We start from the raw sequence: 13,711 nt of genomic DNA, 5'->3' as shown, positions 1-13,711 counted from the left end.
TACGCTGTCATCATAACTATGGAGACCATGATGACCAACGATGCCCGCCGCAAGGCCTTTAAAACCATGCTGGCCGGCGCCGCCTCGCTGTCGGCGGTGCCCGCGCTGGCTGCCACCGCTGCCGCCGTTAATGCCGCCAGCACCAGCCGCAGCGCCACAGGCACAGGCAACGCCACAGGCATCGGCGCAGACGCCGCCGACACCAGCGGCAATTCCAACGCGGCTACCAGCCCAGGCGCGGCTGGCTGCACGCCACCCTCACCAGGCTGGGGCAAAGGCGTGGAAGGCCAGCGCCAGGCCGACCTCGGCAACGGCTTGTACCGCAACCCCATCATCGCTGGCGACCATCCCGACCCGACCGTGCTCAAGGACGGCAGCGACTACTACCTGACGTACTCGTCGTTCTACTCGTACCCCGGCCTGGTGATCTGGCATTCGACCGACCTGGTCAACTGGCGGCCGATCACCGCCGCCCTGACCAAGCCGCTGGGCGCCGTGTGGGCGGTGGACCTGTGCAAGCACAACGGCCGCTACTTCATCTATATTCCCGCCGCGCCCGATGGCGACGCCTGGTCGATTTACGCGATCTGGGCCGACAACATCGCCGGCCCGTGGAGCGAGCCGGTCGATCTCAAGATCGCTGGCTGCATCGATCCCGGCCACGTGGTGGGCGAGGACGGCAAGCGCTATCTGTTCGTCAACGGCATCCGCAAGATCCGCCTCACCGACGATGGCCTGGCCACCGACGGCCAGCTGGAAAAGGCCTACGAACCGTGGCGCTACCCGGCCGACTGGGTGGTGGAAAACTTCGCGCCCGAAGGCCCCAAGCTGCTACGTCGCGGCAAGTGGTTTTACCTGGTGACGGCGGTGGGCGGCACTGCCGGACCGGTCACCGGCCACATGGTGATTGCCGCGCGGTCGGCGTCGATCCACGGACCGTGGGAGCATTGCCCGCACAATCCACTGGTGCGCACCACCAGCACCGCCGAGCCCTGGTGGTCGCGCGGCCATGCCACGCTGGTGGAAGGCCCGGCCGGCGACTGGTGGATGATTTATCACGGCTACGAGAACGGCTACCGCACGCTGGGCCGCCAGACCCTGCTCGAACCGATCGAGTGGACTGCCGACGGCTGGTTCCGGGCGCTGGGCGGCGATTTGTCGCGGCCGTTGCCGAAACCGCGCGGAGGCAAGGCCGGACCTTCGGGCCATGCGCTGTCCGACGACTTCAGCAGCAACCGCATGGGCGTGCAATGGGCGTTTCACGATCCTGCGCCCGACGAGTCGCACCGTGCGCGCTACACGCAGCAGGGGCTGGAACTGGCCGGGCGCGGCCGCACGCCGGCCGACAGCCGGCCGCTCACCTGCGGGGTGGGCGAGCACTCGTACCAGGCTGAAATCACGCTCACCCTGGACGGGCAGGCGGAGGCCGGCCTGCTGCTGTTCTATAACAGCAAGGCGTTCGTGGGACTGGGCTTTGCGCCGGACACCATCAAGACTTTCCAGTATGCCGAGGAGCACAGCTGGGCCCGCGTGCAGCGCGCCACCTCGACAGTGCGGGTGCGCCTGACCAATGTGGAAAACGTAATCACCTTTCATTACTCGCACGATGGCGGACGCCATTGGACGTTGCACGGTACGCGCATGGAAGTATCGGGCATCCACCACAACGTGTTCGGCGGTTTTCTCAGTCTGAAGCTGGGCGTGTATTGCGCCGGCGTGGGCACGGTGCGGCTGAACGACTTCACATTCCAAGCCATTGATGCGTCAAAAAAGTAACGAATTAGGAGGTGGTAATTTACAAAATTTCTGCGCGGAATTAATTGCTGTATAGTTGGATATTCCCCATGTAACACCTCCATGCTATGACTGCCGTTAATTCCGACCTGATGTATCGCCTGCTGGTGCAAGGCGTTTCCGACTATGCCATTTACATGCTCGATCCCGACGGCCATGTGATCAACTGGAACGCCGGCGCCGAGCGCGCCAAGGGCTACCAGGCGGACGAAATCATCGGCAAGAATTTCGCCCTGTTCTACAGCGACGAGGATCGCGCTGTGGGCCTGCCGCAGCGCGCGCTGTCGATTGCGCGCCAGGACAGCCGCTTCGAAGCGGAAGGGTGGCGCCTGCGCAAGAACGGCAGCCGCTTCTGGACCAGCGTGGTGATCGAGGCGATCCGCGACCAGCGCGGCGTGTTGCTCGGCTTTGCCAAGATCACGCGCGATGTCACCGAACGCCGCCAGCAGCAACTGAGCCTGATCGAAGCGAAAGAGATGGCCGAGCAGTACAGCGTGCAGATGGCCGGCATGTCGCGCTTCCTCGATTCGGTGATCGCCAATATTCCGGCCAGCGTGCTGGTGCTGGACCGCGCCACCGGCGAAATCCTGCTGGCCAACCAGCAGGCGCAACTGCTGTTCGCCCAGCCGCGCCACGACATGGTGGGCCGCACCCCCGGCCAGTGCCTGACATCTGAAATCGCCGCGTACATCGCGCGCCAGACCTCGGGCGACCTGTCCGAAGCGGAGCGGGTGGACAGCGAAAGCCTGGTGCAGACGTCGATCGGTCCGCGCCACCTGCGCAGCCGGGTGGCGATCGGCAGCCGGCCCGACGAGGGCGGCGATTATGTGCTGGTGATTACCGAGGACGTCACCGAGGAACTGGCCGCCTACGCGCAAATCCACCACATGGCCCAGCACGACGGCCTGACCGACCTGCCCAACCGCGCCTTTTTCAACGCCCGCCTGGAGCAGGCCATCTTGGACGGGGAGGGCAGCGAGACCGGCACCGCCATCCTGTGCCTGGACCTCGACAACTTCAAGAACATCAACGACGCGCTGGGTCACGCTTTTGGTGACAAGATCCTGCTGGCGCTGGGCAAGCGCCTGAAAAAATCGCTGCGCGAGCAGGACACGCTGGCCCGCCTGGGGGGCGACGAATTTGCCGTGGTGCTGCCGCGCGTGAAACGGCTCGATGAAGCGCGGCTTGCGGCCCAGCGCCTGATTGACGCGGTGGCGCCGGCGTTCCTGATCGACGGCCACAGTTTTTCGGTGGGGCTGTCGGTGGGCATCGCGCAGGCCACTGCCACCGAACCGGCCAGCGGCGAGGAGCTGATGCGCTACGGCGACATGGCGCTGTACGAAGCCAAGCGCAACGGCCGCAATCGTTTCGAAGTCTTCCGCCCGGAGCTGGAAGAAGCGTCGCGTCACCGGCGCCAGATGGAAACCGAATTGCGCCGTGCGCTGCACCAGGGCCAGCTCGAAATGCACTACCAGCCTGTGATCGAAACGGACGGCCGCATTTCCGGTTACGAGGCGCTGATGCGCTGGCAGCATCCCGTGCGCGGGCTGGTTCCGCCGATGGAGTTCATCCCGATTGCCGAGGAAACCGGCTTGATCCACGAGATCGGCGTGCGTGCGCTGAACCTGGCGTGCCAGGAGGCGGTGGGCTGGGAAAATAATGCGGTGGTGGCGGTCAACCTGTCGCCGGTGCAGTTCAAGTGTACCGACCTGGTCAAGGTGGTGGCGCTGGCCTTGGCCGACTCGGGCCTGGACCCGGCGCGGCTGGAGCTGGAAATCACCGAATCGGTCCTGCTCGACAACAGCGACGGCAATATCCGCACGCTGCGCGCGCTCAAGCACCTGGGCGTGGCGATTTCGCTCGACGATTTCGGCACCGGCTACTCGTCGCTCAGCTACCTGCGCTCGTTCCCGTTCGACCGCATCAAGATCGACAAATCGTTCGTGCGCGACATGGGCACCAGCAAGGAAGCGATGGCCATCATCCGCGCCATCACCGGCCTGTCGAGCAGCCTGCTGATCAAGACCACGGCCGAGGGCGTGGAAACCGAGGCGCAGTTCCTGCAACTGAAAAACGAGGGCTGTTCGCACTTCCAGGGCTTTTTGTTCGGCCGCCCGGAGGCGGCCGAGAACATGCTGCAGGATGCCTCGGCCCCGATGAATTTTTAGCGCTTACTTTTTAACGCTCATTTGTAACGCTCCTCCATCAGGTCGATTTCGCGCACCAGCTTGCGCGAAATGGAATCCGAGATCTTGTCGTGCCGCGCCAGGTCGAACACCACGCGCCGCTCGGCTTTCAGCCCGGCCAGGCGCAGCTCGCGTTCGGCCGAATCGGTGCGGCGCCAGGCGCCTTCCTTCTCCGGTTCCACTTCCTTGAGCCGGTGCTCATAGAACGCGATCACGCGGCCTGCCGCTTCCGGATACACATTCGGATCGGCGCAGGTACCCGACTCCATCAGCTTGATCTGCGCATCCTTCACTGCTTCGAGTGCGGCGGTGGCGGCGGCGCGACGCCCCAGGTCTTCCTCCTGCTGCTCTTCCGGTTCGGCCGGGAAGGTCACGCCCTTGAGCAGGCGCGGCAACCCGATACTGGCGATCAGCAGGGACAGCAGGATCACCGAGCAGGCCAGGAAGATGGTCAGCGCACGGGCGGGGAATGGTTCGCCATTGGGCAGCAGCAGCGGCAGCGTCAGCACGCCGGCCAGGGTGATGGTGCCGCGTGCGCCGGCCAGCGTGGTGGCCATCACCAGGCGCCACTTGATTTGCGGACCCGGCGCATGGCGCAGGCGCTGCTTGAAAATGGTCAGCCGCAGCGACGCCCACACCCAGGCAAAGCGCAGCACCAGCAGGCCGCCGGTAATGGCCACCGCGTACACCGCCAGCCACCACGGGTTGAGGTGGCCGCTTTCCTCGATGGTGGCGCGGGCGCCCTTGAAGATATCGGGCAGCTGTTCGCCCAGCAGCACGAACATGATGCCGTTGAGCGCAAACTGCACCGTGTCCCACACGGCCGAGCGCTGGATGCGGGTATTGGCCATGGCCTGGCCGCTCAGCTCCACGTAGCTCATGGTCACGCCGGCCGCCACCGCCGCCAGGATGCCGGACGCGTTGAGCCGCTCGGCCACCAGGTAGGCGCCGAATGGCAGCAGCAGGTTGACCAGGATCGGCGAGCCGACCGGTTCGCCGAAGTGGCGCGTGAGCCAGCGCTGCACCCAGGTCACGACCATGGTGACGGCCACGCCGGAGCCGAGGCCCGCGATCACCACCCACACAAACGTCAGGCTGGCGCTGCCGATCGAAAACGCGCCGGTCATGGCAGCGGCCACCGCGAAGCGGAAGCACACCAGGCCGCTGGCGTCGTTGAGCAGCGATTCGCCTTCGAGGATGTGCATCAGGCGCTTGGGAATCGGCGTGTTGGACGCGATCGAGCTGACCGCGATCGGATCGGTGGGCGAGACGATGGCGGCCAGCGCAAAAGCGACGGCCAGCGGCATGGCGGGAATTAGCCAGTGGATCAGGAAGCCGGCGCCGATCACGGTAAAGAACACCAGCCCGAACGCCAGTTCGAGGATGGTGCCCTTGTCGCGCAGCAGCCCGCTTTTGGGGATGCGCCAGCCGTCAAGGAACAGCAGCGGCGGCAGGAAAATCAGGAAAAACAGGTCGGGCTCCAGTTCCACGCCGTGCGTGGACTTGGCAGCGATCAGCGCCCCCAGCGCGATCTGCACCAGCGGCAGCGGAATCGCACTTGGCAGCAGCCGCATCAGGTACGCGCTGGCCACCACGGCCAACAGCATGACCAGCACAATTTCAATCGAATCCATTCCAGTCCTTCATTACCATTGCTAAATGGTATGGAGTTTAACCGATGGGCCGCACGGTAAGAACTTGGCAAAGGGATAGCACCGGGCACTGGTGTTTTTGAAAAAGTTCTGTCATAATCTTGCCTCTCCAAGCGGGAGTAGCTCAGTTGGTAGAGCGCAACCTTGCCAAGGTTGAGGTCGAGAGTTCGAGACTCTTCTCCCGCTCCAGCATTCAGATGCGCAGATTGTTGAATCTGTATATCGCTCAAAAGGACCTGCGGGTCCTTTTTTTGTGGCCGTCATTTGCAAGTGACAATGCTTGTTTTTTTATTCATAATGAATTTTCTTGTGAATGGAGAAACTGCATGGCACGCCACTTTATCGCTCCCCTGGTTGCAACATCATTGGTCTTGCTCTCGTCACCGGCAGCAGAAGCCGCCGATACCCCGGATTTCGGCATGCTGGCCGACACCGTCTGCACCAAGGCCAATCAGGCAGTCGACGAAAAAGGCTTCGTGCGCATCGGTGGCATGGACCAGTGGGTGCGCATCAAGGGCAGTAGTTGTACCAACCCGATCATCGTGCTGATTCATGGCGGCCCCGGCAACCCGACCACGCCGTTTGCCGACGCCGTGTACCAGCCTTGGGAACAGCATTACACCATCGTCCAGTGGGATCAACGCGGTTCCGGCATGACGTACGGCCGCACACCGTTGTCCGACGACGTCCCCCTGCGCATCGAACAACTGCGCGATGACGGCATCGAGGTGTCGCACTATGCGGCCAGGCGTTTCGGCAAGAAGCAAGTGATCCTGATGGGTGGTTCGTGGAGCTCGGTATTGGGCGTAAACATGGCCAAGGCCGATCCGGCCATGTTCTGCGGCTACATCAGTTCATCGCAACTGGTGGGCAAGTTTGGCCAGAATGGCAGCTACAGCGCCACGCTGGCGCGCGCCCGCGTTGCCAACGATGCCGATTCGATCGCCAAGCTCGACGCCATCGGCCCGCCGCCGTGGACCAATCCGCGCAACGCCGGCATCTTGCGGCGGGTGATCGTCAAGTACGAGCGGCTGGTGACCACACCAGCACCCGCCTCGTGGTGGGTAACGCCGCCCGAGTACGAAACACCCAAGGCCAAGGCCGACTACATGGCCGGCGAGGATTATTCCTGGCTGCAGTTCGTCGGCATGAAGGGCGACGGCATTGGCTATTCGATCGACCTCTACCAGCTGGGGCCGAAGTTTGCCGTGCCTTTCTACATGGTGCAGGGCCAGGAGGATCTGCTGACGATGGCCGACCAGAGCCGCCGCTACTTCGACTTCATTGAAGCACCGCGCAAGCAATTCGTGCTGGTGCCCGCCGCCGGCCACGATCCGAATCCACCGATGGTGGCGGCGCAGTACAAGCTGTTGCGGGAGAACTTTGATCGTTGTGATTGAGGTTCAGGCTGCGGGCTTGCCGCCTCGGCCAATATTGCTTGTGTCGAGCGCGATCCCGAGCGATATACATTGTTTGATAAACTCATTGAGCGTCTGCCCCATGCCAGCAGCCTTGATCGCCGCTGCGCGGTGCATTTCCTGCGTGAGTCGAACGTTCAGCGTGCCGCTAAAAGGCTTGTCAGGTTGCAGGCCTTGCGCACTACACTGTTCAACGTATAAGTCCACGGCGTTTTCGAACGCCGATTTTAACTGTGCCGGTGTTGTCGCCTCATATGTGACGAGATCTGTTATGAAGAGTATTTTTCCAAACAAACAGTCATCTTCGACGCTGGTTTCGATAGAGCCGCAGTAGCCCTTGTAGTTCAAGGTGATGTCACTCATGATAACGTCCTCATAGCAGACCAAATTCCTTCAATTTACTGACAACTTCCCGTACCGCGTATCGCCTCATAATTTTTCCGGGATGTGGCTCATGTAGAAAGATCTTTCGACCGTGCTTATCCGTGAAGGTGCGATACGAACCACCTCCAGCTTTCCCTTCTGTAAAACTGAAGCCGGCGAGCACAGTGCACAACTCATCCCAAGTGAAATCAGCGGGTATGCATATCATTCGTGCAACGAGCTTTGCGGTCTTGGACATGAGATTATGTAACCCGTATCGGTGAAGTGCAACTGAAATTTAGTTGCGAATCTGGTGGCCAACGGCGAGAGAGAAGATGACTACATCAGCTGCTGAATAATTCCAGACCTTGATCACATTAGACATCGAGCTTCGCCAAAAGCTCCCCACTATGGCCCAGGGAAAATCATTCAATCCACATTCACCTCAAATCCCTGCTTGAATTGACAATGTTGCCTCACAGACCGTTGTTTATCGTGCTGTAGGACAAGATTACGCCACTGAAAGTGCTCCGTAACAGTGTTGCGAACGTTATACTTCTCAGGCAATGGCAGCAGGGGTCCGCGGTGGACTCGCTGTTCTGCGCACCCGACGGAGACGATCTATGAAATCAGTTCAGCAGGAAGTGGATGAACGCAGTAATTTGACCAATTCCAACAAATTCGAACTGTTGCTGTTCCGCCTCGGCGCTGACGCCAATGGCGAACACTCGGAATTGTTCGGTATTAACGTCTTCAAAATCCGCGAAATCGTGGCGATGCCTGAAGTGACAGCTGTGGCCGGATCCCCGCCACACATGCTGGGCGTCGTCAATTTGCGCGGTCAAATTATCACGGTGCTCGATTTGCCGGGCATCGTCGGTGTGACCCCAAAAACTGGTCTCAATATCATGCTGGTTACCGAGTTCGCGCGCACCACGCAAGCGTTCGCTGTGGAATCGGTGGAAGAAATCGTGCGCCTCGACTGGAGCCAGGTGCTGACGGCCGAAGGTACCGCCGGCGGCAAGGTCACCAGTATCGCGCGCGTCGATGGCGATGTGCAAAACACCCGCCTGGCGCAGGTGCTGGACGTGGAAACCATCTTGCGCGAGCTGGTGCCGCCCGATGGTAAAGACGTGGACATGGAAACCATCGGCCCGAAAGTGCTGTTGAAGCCAGGCTCCGTGGTGCTCGCTGCCGACGATTCGGTGGTGGCGCGCAACCTGATCGAAAAAGGCCTGGAAGCGATGGGCGTGCATTTCATCATGACCAAGTCGGGCAAGGAAGCCTGGGAGCGCCTCAATTCGATTGCCGATGGCGCCAAGGCTGAAGGCGTACCGGTCAGCGACCGCGTGGCGATGGTGCTGACAGACCTGGAAATGCCGGAAATGGACGGTTTTACCTTGACGCGCAAGATCAAGCAGGACGCCCGTTTTGCCAAGATCCCGGTGGTGATCCACTCTTCGCTGTCAGGCAAGACCAACGAGGATCACGTCAAGGGCGTGGGCGCGGATGCGTACGTGGCCAAGTTCTCGGCCGAAGATCTGGCTTCCACCATTCGTAACGTGATTGGCAAGGTTGCCGCTTAAGGCAGCAAAACACGGTAGTATCGAGGGCCACGGCGGTAACGTCGTGGCCTTTTTTCTTTCACTCGAAAGGATCTATCGTGACAGCCAAAAACATCCTGTTTCTGACCGGCGACTTTGCCGAGGATTACGAGACCATGGTGCCATTCCAGGCGCTGCAAATGGTCGGTCATGTCGTCCACGCCGTCTGCCCGGGCAAGCGCGCCGGCGACACCATCAAAACCGCCATCCACGATTTCGAAGGCGACCAGACCTATACCGAAAAGCCCGGCCACCTGTTTGCGCTGAACGCCAATTTCGACGAGGTCGATACCGCCAACTACCATGCGCTGGCAATTGCCGGCGGCCGCGCGCCCGAGTACCTGCGCCTCAATCCGCGCGTGATCGCCATCGTCCAGGAGTTTGCCGCTGCCGGAAAACCGATCGCGGCGGTGTGCCACGGCGCCCAGTTGCTGGCCGCCGCCGAGGTCATACGCGGCAAGACCATCGCCTGCTACCCGGCCTGCTCGCCCGAGGTCAAGCTGGCCGGCGCCACCTATGCCGATATCGCGGTGGACCAGGCTATTACCGACGGCAACTTCATTACCGCTCCCGCGTGGCCGGCCCATCCGGCGTGGCTGGCCCAATTCCTCAAAGCGCTCGGTACCGAAATCAAGCTGTAGCACCTGTTCCGGCAGCGGTGCATCGCATCGCTTATGCCAGGTTCCTGGCGTGGAAGCGGATGTGGTCTTCGATGAAGGTCGCGATGAAGTAATAGCCGTGGTCGTACAGCGGATGCTGCCGCAATTCCAGTGGCTGCGCAGCGTTGCGGCAGGCCGCCTCGAACACTTCCGGATAGAGCTGCTCGGCGAGAAACTTGTCGCCCAGGCCCTGGTCGATCAGGATGCCGGACGGGAAGGGCGTCTGCAGGCGCGACATCAAGACCGAGGCGTCGTACTGCTCCCATGTTTCCTGGTCGTCACCGAGGTAGCCGGTGAACGCCTTCTTGCCCCACGGCGACTTGATCGGCGCGGCAATCGGCGCGAAGGCCGACACCGACTTGAACGCCTGCGGATTTTTCAGCGCCAGTGTCAGCGCGCCATGGCCGCCCATCGAATGGCCGAAGATACCGACCCGCGCGCCATCCACCGGCAGCTCGGCGATGACCAGCTCGCGCAGTTCGTGGATGTAGCTTTGCATGCGGTAATGCTTGCTCCACTCAGGCTTGGTGGCGTCCAGGTAAAAACCGGCGCCCACGCCGAAGTCCCAGCTGTCCGACTCGCCTTCAACGTTGGCGCCGCGCGGGCTGGTGTCCGGCGCGATCAGGATCAGGCCGGCTTCGGCGGCAAAGCGCTGGGCGCCTGCCTTGATCATGAAGGTTTCTTCGTTGCAGGTCAGGCCGGCCAGGTAGAACAGAGCCGGCAGGCGCGCATTGTCCGGGTTGGCGGGAATGAAAACGGAGAAGCGCATCGGCAAGCCGATCTCGCGCGAGTCGTGGCGATAAAAGCGTTGAACGCCGCCGAAACAGGCGTGTTCACTCAGTAATTCGAGCATAGAAGTTTCCTTATGTTTCTTATGGAACAGTAGTCGATGGCGTAATCGGCCATAATACTACTAGTAACGTTAAGTGTTTTGCAAAAAATAGGAGAACTACATGCCGGATTTCCAGGTCATCCTGGCCGACCTCGGTTGGCCGCTTGCCATCGCTCTTGCCTGGCTGTTGGGCGAATTCATACACCGCTGGACCCAGCTGCCGCGCATCAGCGTGTACGGTATCGTTGGTTTCCTCTTGTCGCAGGCGTTTCCCGAAGCGCTTACCAGCGGCGCCTCCAGCACCGTCACCTCGCTGGCCAACTTTGCGTTCGGCCTGATCCTGTTCGAATTCGGTTACCGCATCAATTTGCGCTGGTTGCGCATCAATCCCTGGATCCTGGTCACCGGGCTGGTCGAATCGGCCGCCACCTTTGGCGTGGTGTACCTGATCGCCACGCTGTCCGGCATGCCGTCGCTGACGTCGCTGCTGCTCGCTTCGCTGGCCATGTCCACGTCGCCGGCCGGGGTGCTGCGCGTGATTAACGAGCAGAACAGCTCGGGGCAGGTCACCGAGCGCGTACTGCACTTGGTGGCCATCAATTGCGTGCTGGCCGTGTTTGTCTTCAAGGTCGTGGTCGGTTTCTGGGTATTTGAAACCTCGGGCAGCCTGACGCAAGCAATCTCGCATTCGCTGATCGAGTTGCTGATTTCGGCCGCCATGGGCGCCATCCTCGGCTTCCTGGTGCCGGCCGTGCTGCGCCGCCTGGGCGCGCTGGCGCAGGATGGCACCATCGCGTTCGCGCTGGGCGTGGTGCTGCTGGTGGCCGGTTCGTCGGCGTTCGAGGTGTCACCGGTGCTCGCTACGCTCACGTTCGGCCTGGCCGCGCGCCACAGCCGGGTGGCGTTCAGTCGTACCGAGCGCAACTTCGGTGGTATCGGCGAACTGCTGACCGTGCTGCTGTTCGTGTTTGCCGTGTCAACCCTGGAGTGGAGCCGCGTGGTGGAAGGCGCCGGTCTCGGCATGGTGCTGCTGCTGGCGCGCTTCCTGGTCAAAACGGCCAGCGTGACGGTGTTTGCCAAGGTGGGCGGCATTTCGTGGCGCAAGGGCATGTTGACCGGCGTGGCGCTGGCGCCGATGTCGGTGTTCGTCACCCTGCTGCTCGAGCAAACCCGCTACATGGGCATCGTGCTGGTCGACGAGCTGGCCGCGCTGGCTGCCATGACCCTGGTGCTGGAAGTGCTGGGACCGATCTTCACCCAGCGCGCCCTGATCTGGGCTGCCGAAACGACCAAGAAGGAGATTTGAGATGTCATTGGAAAAATTTAACAACTCCGAGCCGTTGACCCTGGGTGTGGAGCTCGAACTGCAACTGGTGAGCCTGTCCGACTACGATCTGACCGCCTCGAGCCCCGACCTGCTGCACCTGCTGGGCCGCAAGCCGTTCCCCGGCAACGTCACGCCCGAGATCACCGAGAGCATGATCGAGATTAACAGCGACGTCCACACCCGCCACAATGAGCTGGTCGCGCAGTTGCAGGTGATCCGCGACACGCTGGTGCAGGCCGGCGAGCAACTCAATATCGGTATTTGCGGCGGCGGCACCCACCCGTTCCAGAAATGGTCGGAGCGCCGTATCTTCTCCAAGCCGCGCTTCAAGGAAGTGTCCGAACTGTACGGTTACCTGGCCAAGCAGTTCACCATTTTCGGCCAGCACGTGCACGTCGGCTGCGCCAACGGCGACGATGCGCTGTTCCTGCTGCATTCGCTCAGCCGTTACGTGCCGCACTTTATCGCGCTGTCGTCGTCGTCGCCGTTCGTGCAGGGTAACGACACGCTGTTCAATTCGGCGCGGCTGAACTCGGTATTTGCATTCCCGATGAGCGGCCGGGCGCCGTTTACGCTCAGCTGGGACAGCTTCGAGCACGAGTATTTCGCCAAGATGGAACACACGGGCGTGATCAAGAGCATGAAGGATTTTTACTGGGACATCCGCCCCAAGCCCGAGTTCGGCACCATCGAACTACGCGTATGCGATACGCCCTTGACGGTGGAACGCGCCGCCGCGCTGGCGGCGTACCTGCAGGCGCTGTGCGCGTACCTGCTGGAACGGCGCGAAGAGGCGCCGGCCGAGGACGACTACCTGGTCTACAACTACAACCGTTTCCAGGCTTGCCGCTTTGGCCTCGATGGCACGCTGGTGCACCCGAAAACCTACGAAAGCCTGTCGCTGCGCGAAGACATCCTGACCACGCTGCGCAAGATGGAACCGTACGGCGTCACGCTGGGCGGCACCGAGGGGTTGCAGCACCTGGTGCGCGCCACCCACGAAGGCAGCGACGCCCACTACCTGCGCCAGCAATACGACCGCAGCGGCAGCGCCGAAGGCATGGTCGATGCGGCCATCCAGCGCTTCCGCGGCCGCTAATCTTATGTAAGGATGGGCACGATCTGGTCCAGCGCGGCCACCTCGAACGTGGGCACCGCCTGCGACGTATTGGCCAGCCGGTCGCGGTTGAACCAGCAGCTGTCGATGCCGTAGCGGTTGGCGCCGAGGATGTCGGCGTCGAGGCGGTCGCCGATGATGATGGCCTGGTCCTTGCTGAACGGCTTGGCCATCTTTGCCGCGTACTCGAAGAAGCGCACGTCGGGCTTGGCGTGGCCGGAGCCTTCCGAGGTGGCGACGAACGAGATGTAATCCTGCAGGCCGGAGCTGGCGATGCGCAGCCGCTGGATATGTTCCGCGCCATTGGTGATGATGCCCACTTCGCCGATCGCGGCCAGCGTTTCGCATACCTGTTTGGCGCCGTCGATCAGCACTACCGAGTTGGCCAGCGACGCCAGATAGATGTCGCTCGCTTCCTTGGGATCGAGGTCCATCTGGTGCGCCAGGAAGGTCATGCGGAAGCGCTCGACCTTGAGAAACTCGGTGGTCACTTCACCGAGTTCCAGGCTGCGCCACAGCGCCACGTTGATCGCCTGGTACTGGCTGAACAGGCCGTCGGGGAGAGTGTCCAGGCCCAGCACCTGCATGGTGTGCTGGAACGAAAGGTGTTCGGAGGCGCGGAAATCGAGCAGGGTGTCGTCGAGGTCAAACAGAAATAGCCGGTGCTTCATGTCTGGTCAGGGCAAGAGTTTCTAATTGGCGATGTTAGCACGCCCGGCCGGTGATCCGCATTAGGCGCCTGTAAGCGGTCTCGGGTGT

General features: G+C 61.8%; 12 protein-coding genes and 1 tRNA gene. 8 read left to right on the top strand and 5 right to left on the bottom strand.

Annotation, left to right across the window (positions count from 1 at the left end; genetic code table 11):
* The first annotated feature begins 30 nt into the window (after window positions 1-30).
* Both F8197_RS13755 and F8197_RS13750 read left to right on the top strand, forming a co-directional pair.
* On the top strand, window positions 31-1,776 hold the full coding sequence (locus tag F8197_RS13755) for a family 43 glycosylhydrolase (protein ID WP_227012239.1): 1,746 nt from the start codon (window positions 31-33) through the stop codon (window positions 1,774-1,776).
* A gap of 86 nt (window positions 1,777-1,862) precedes the next feature.
* Window positions 1,863-3,962: a GGDEF and EAL domain-containing protein gene (locus tag F8197_RS13750; protein ID WP_152882320.1), complete on the top strand. Its 2,100-nt coding sequence runs from the start codon at window positions 1,863-1,865 to the stop codon at window positions 3,960-3,962.
* 17 nt (window positions 3,963-3,979) lie between these two features.
* On the opposite strand, the gene F8197_RS13745 is transcribed toward F8197_RS13750, so the two are convergent.
* Entirely contained in the window at window positions 3,980-5,614 is a 1,635-nt protein-coding gene (locus tag F8197_RS13745) for a Na+/H+ antiporter (RefSeq protein WP_152882319.1), read from the bottom strand.
* A gap of 131 nt (window positions 5,615-5,745) precedes the next feature.
* Between F8197_RS13745 and F8197_RS13740 the strand changes: the two genes are divergently transcribed.
* Both F8197_RS13740 and F8197_RS13735 read left to right on the top strand, forming a co-directional pair.
* Window positions 5,746-5,821 (top strand) — tRNA-Gly (locus tag F8197_RS13740).
* A gap of 137 nt (window positions 5,822-5,958) precedes the next feature.
* On the top strand, window positions 5,959-7,032 hold the full coding sequence (locus tag F8197_RS13735; RefSeq protein WP_152882318.1) for an alpha/beta fold hydrolase: 1,074 nt from the start codon (window positions 5,959-5,961) through the stop codon (window positions 7,030-7,032).
* 3 nt (window positions 7,033-7,035) lie between these two features.
* On the opposite strand, the gene F8197_RS13730 is transcribed toward F8197_RS13735, so the two are convergent.
* Window positions 7,036-7,413 (bottom strand): type II toxin-antitoxin system HicB family antitoxin, encoded by a 378-nt coding sequence (locus tag F8197_RS13730; RefSeq protein WP_056144778.1) that lies wholly within the window; start codon window positions 7,411-7,413, stop codon window positions 7,036-7,038.
* A gap of 10 nt (window positions 7,414-7,423) precedes the next feature.
* The gene (locus F8197_RS29460; RefSeq protein WP_227012295.1) at window positions 7,424-7,642 is read right to left on the bottom strand and encodes a type II toxin-antitoxin system HicA family toxin; all 219 of its coding nucleotides are present in this window, start codon (window positions 7,640-7,642) and stop codon (window positions 7,424-7,426) included.
* A gap of 394 nt (window positions 7,643-8,036) precedes the next feature.
* Between F8197_RS29460 and F8197_RS13720 the strand changes: the two genes are divergently transcribed.
* On the top strand, window positions 8,037-8,999 hold the full coding sequence (locus tag F8197_RS13720) for a chemotaxis protein (RefSeq protein WP_056144570.1): 963 nt from the start codon (window positions 8,037-8,039) through the stop codon (window positions 8,997-8,999).
* A gap of 77 nt (window positions 9,000-9,076) precedes the next feature.
* Window positions 9,077-9,658: a DJ-1/PfpI family protein gene (locus F8197_RS13715; protein WP_373996870.1), complete on the top strand. Its 582-nt coding sequence runs from the start codon at window positions 9,077-9,079 to the stop codon at window positions 9,656-9,658.
* 31 nt (window positions 9,659-9,689) lie between these two features.
* On the opposite strand, the gene fghA is transcribed toward F8197_RS13715, so the two are convergent.
* Window positions 9,690-10,529 carry an S-formylglutathione hydrolase gene (fghA, locus tag F8197_RS13710; RefSeq protein ID WP_152882317.1) on the bottom strand — a complete coding sequence of 280 codons (840 nt, stop codon included), beginning with the start codon at window positions 10,527-10,529 and terminating at the stop codon, window positions 9,690-9,692.
* Between the two features lie 100 nt (window positions 10,530-10,629).
* On the opposite strand from fghA, the gene F8197_RS13705 reads away from it, so the two are divergent.
* Both F8197_RS13705 and F8197_RS13700 read left to right on the top strand, forming a co-directional pair.
* Window positions 10,630-11,814, top strand: coding sequence for a cation:proton antiporter (locus F8197_RS13705; RefSeq protein WP_152882316.1), 1,185 nt, complete (start codon window positions 10,630-10,632; stop codon window positions 11,812-11,814).
* Window position 11,815: 1 nt separating this feature from the next.
* The gene (locus F8197_RS13700; protein ID WP_019922431.1) at window positions 11,816-12,934 is read left to right on the top strand and encodes a YbdK family carboxylate-amine ligase; all 1,119 of its coding nucleotides are present in this window, start codon (window positions 11,816-11,818) and stop codon (window positions 12,932-12,934) included.
* Window positions 12,935-12,936: 2 nt separating this feature from the next.
* Here F8197_RS13700 and F8197_RS13695 read toward each other — a convergent pair whose 3' ends face one another.
* Complete coding sequence (locus tag F8197_RS13695; RefSeq protein WP_152882315.1) at window positions 12,937-13,623, bottom strand: YjjG family noncanonical pyrimidine nucleotidase; 687 nt, start codon at window positions 13,621-13,623, stop codon at window positions 12,937-12,939.
* Window positions 13,624-13,711: the final 88 nt, after the last annotated feature.

The organism is Duganella sp. FT27W (assembly GCF_009295655.1).
Classification (GTDB): Bacteria; Pseudomonadota; Gammaproteobacteria; order Burkholderiales; family Burkholderiaceae_D; genus Rugamonas; species Rugamonas zoogloeoides.
The sequence above is the reverse complement of the archived record's forward strand: the minus strand, read 5'-3'. Positions and strand labels throughout refer to the sequence as shown.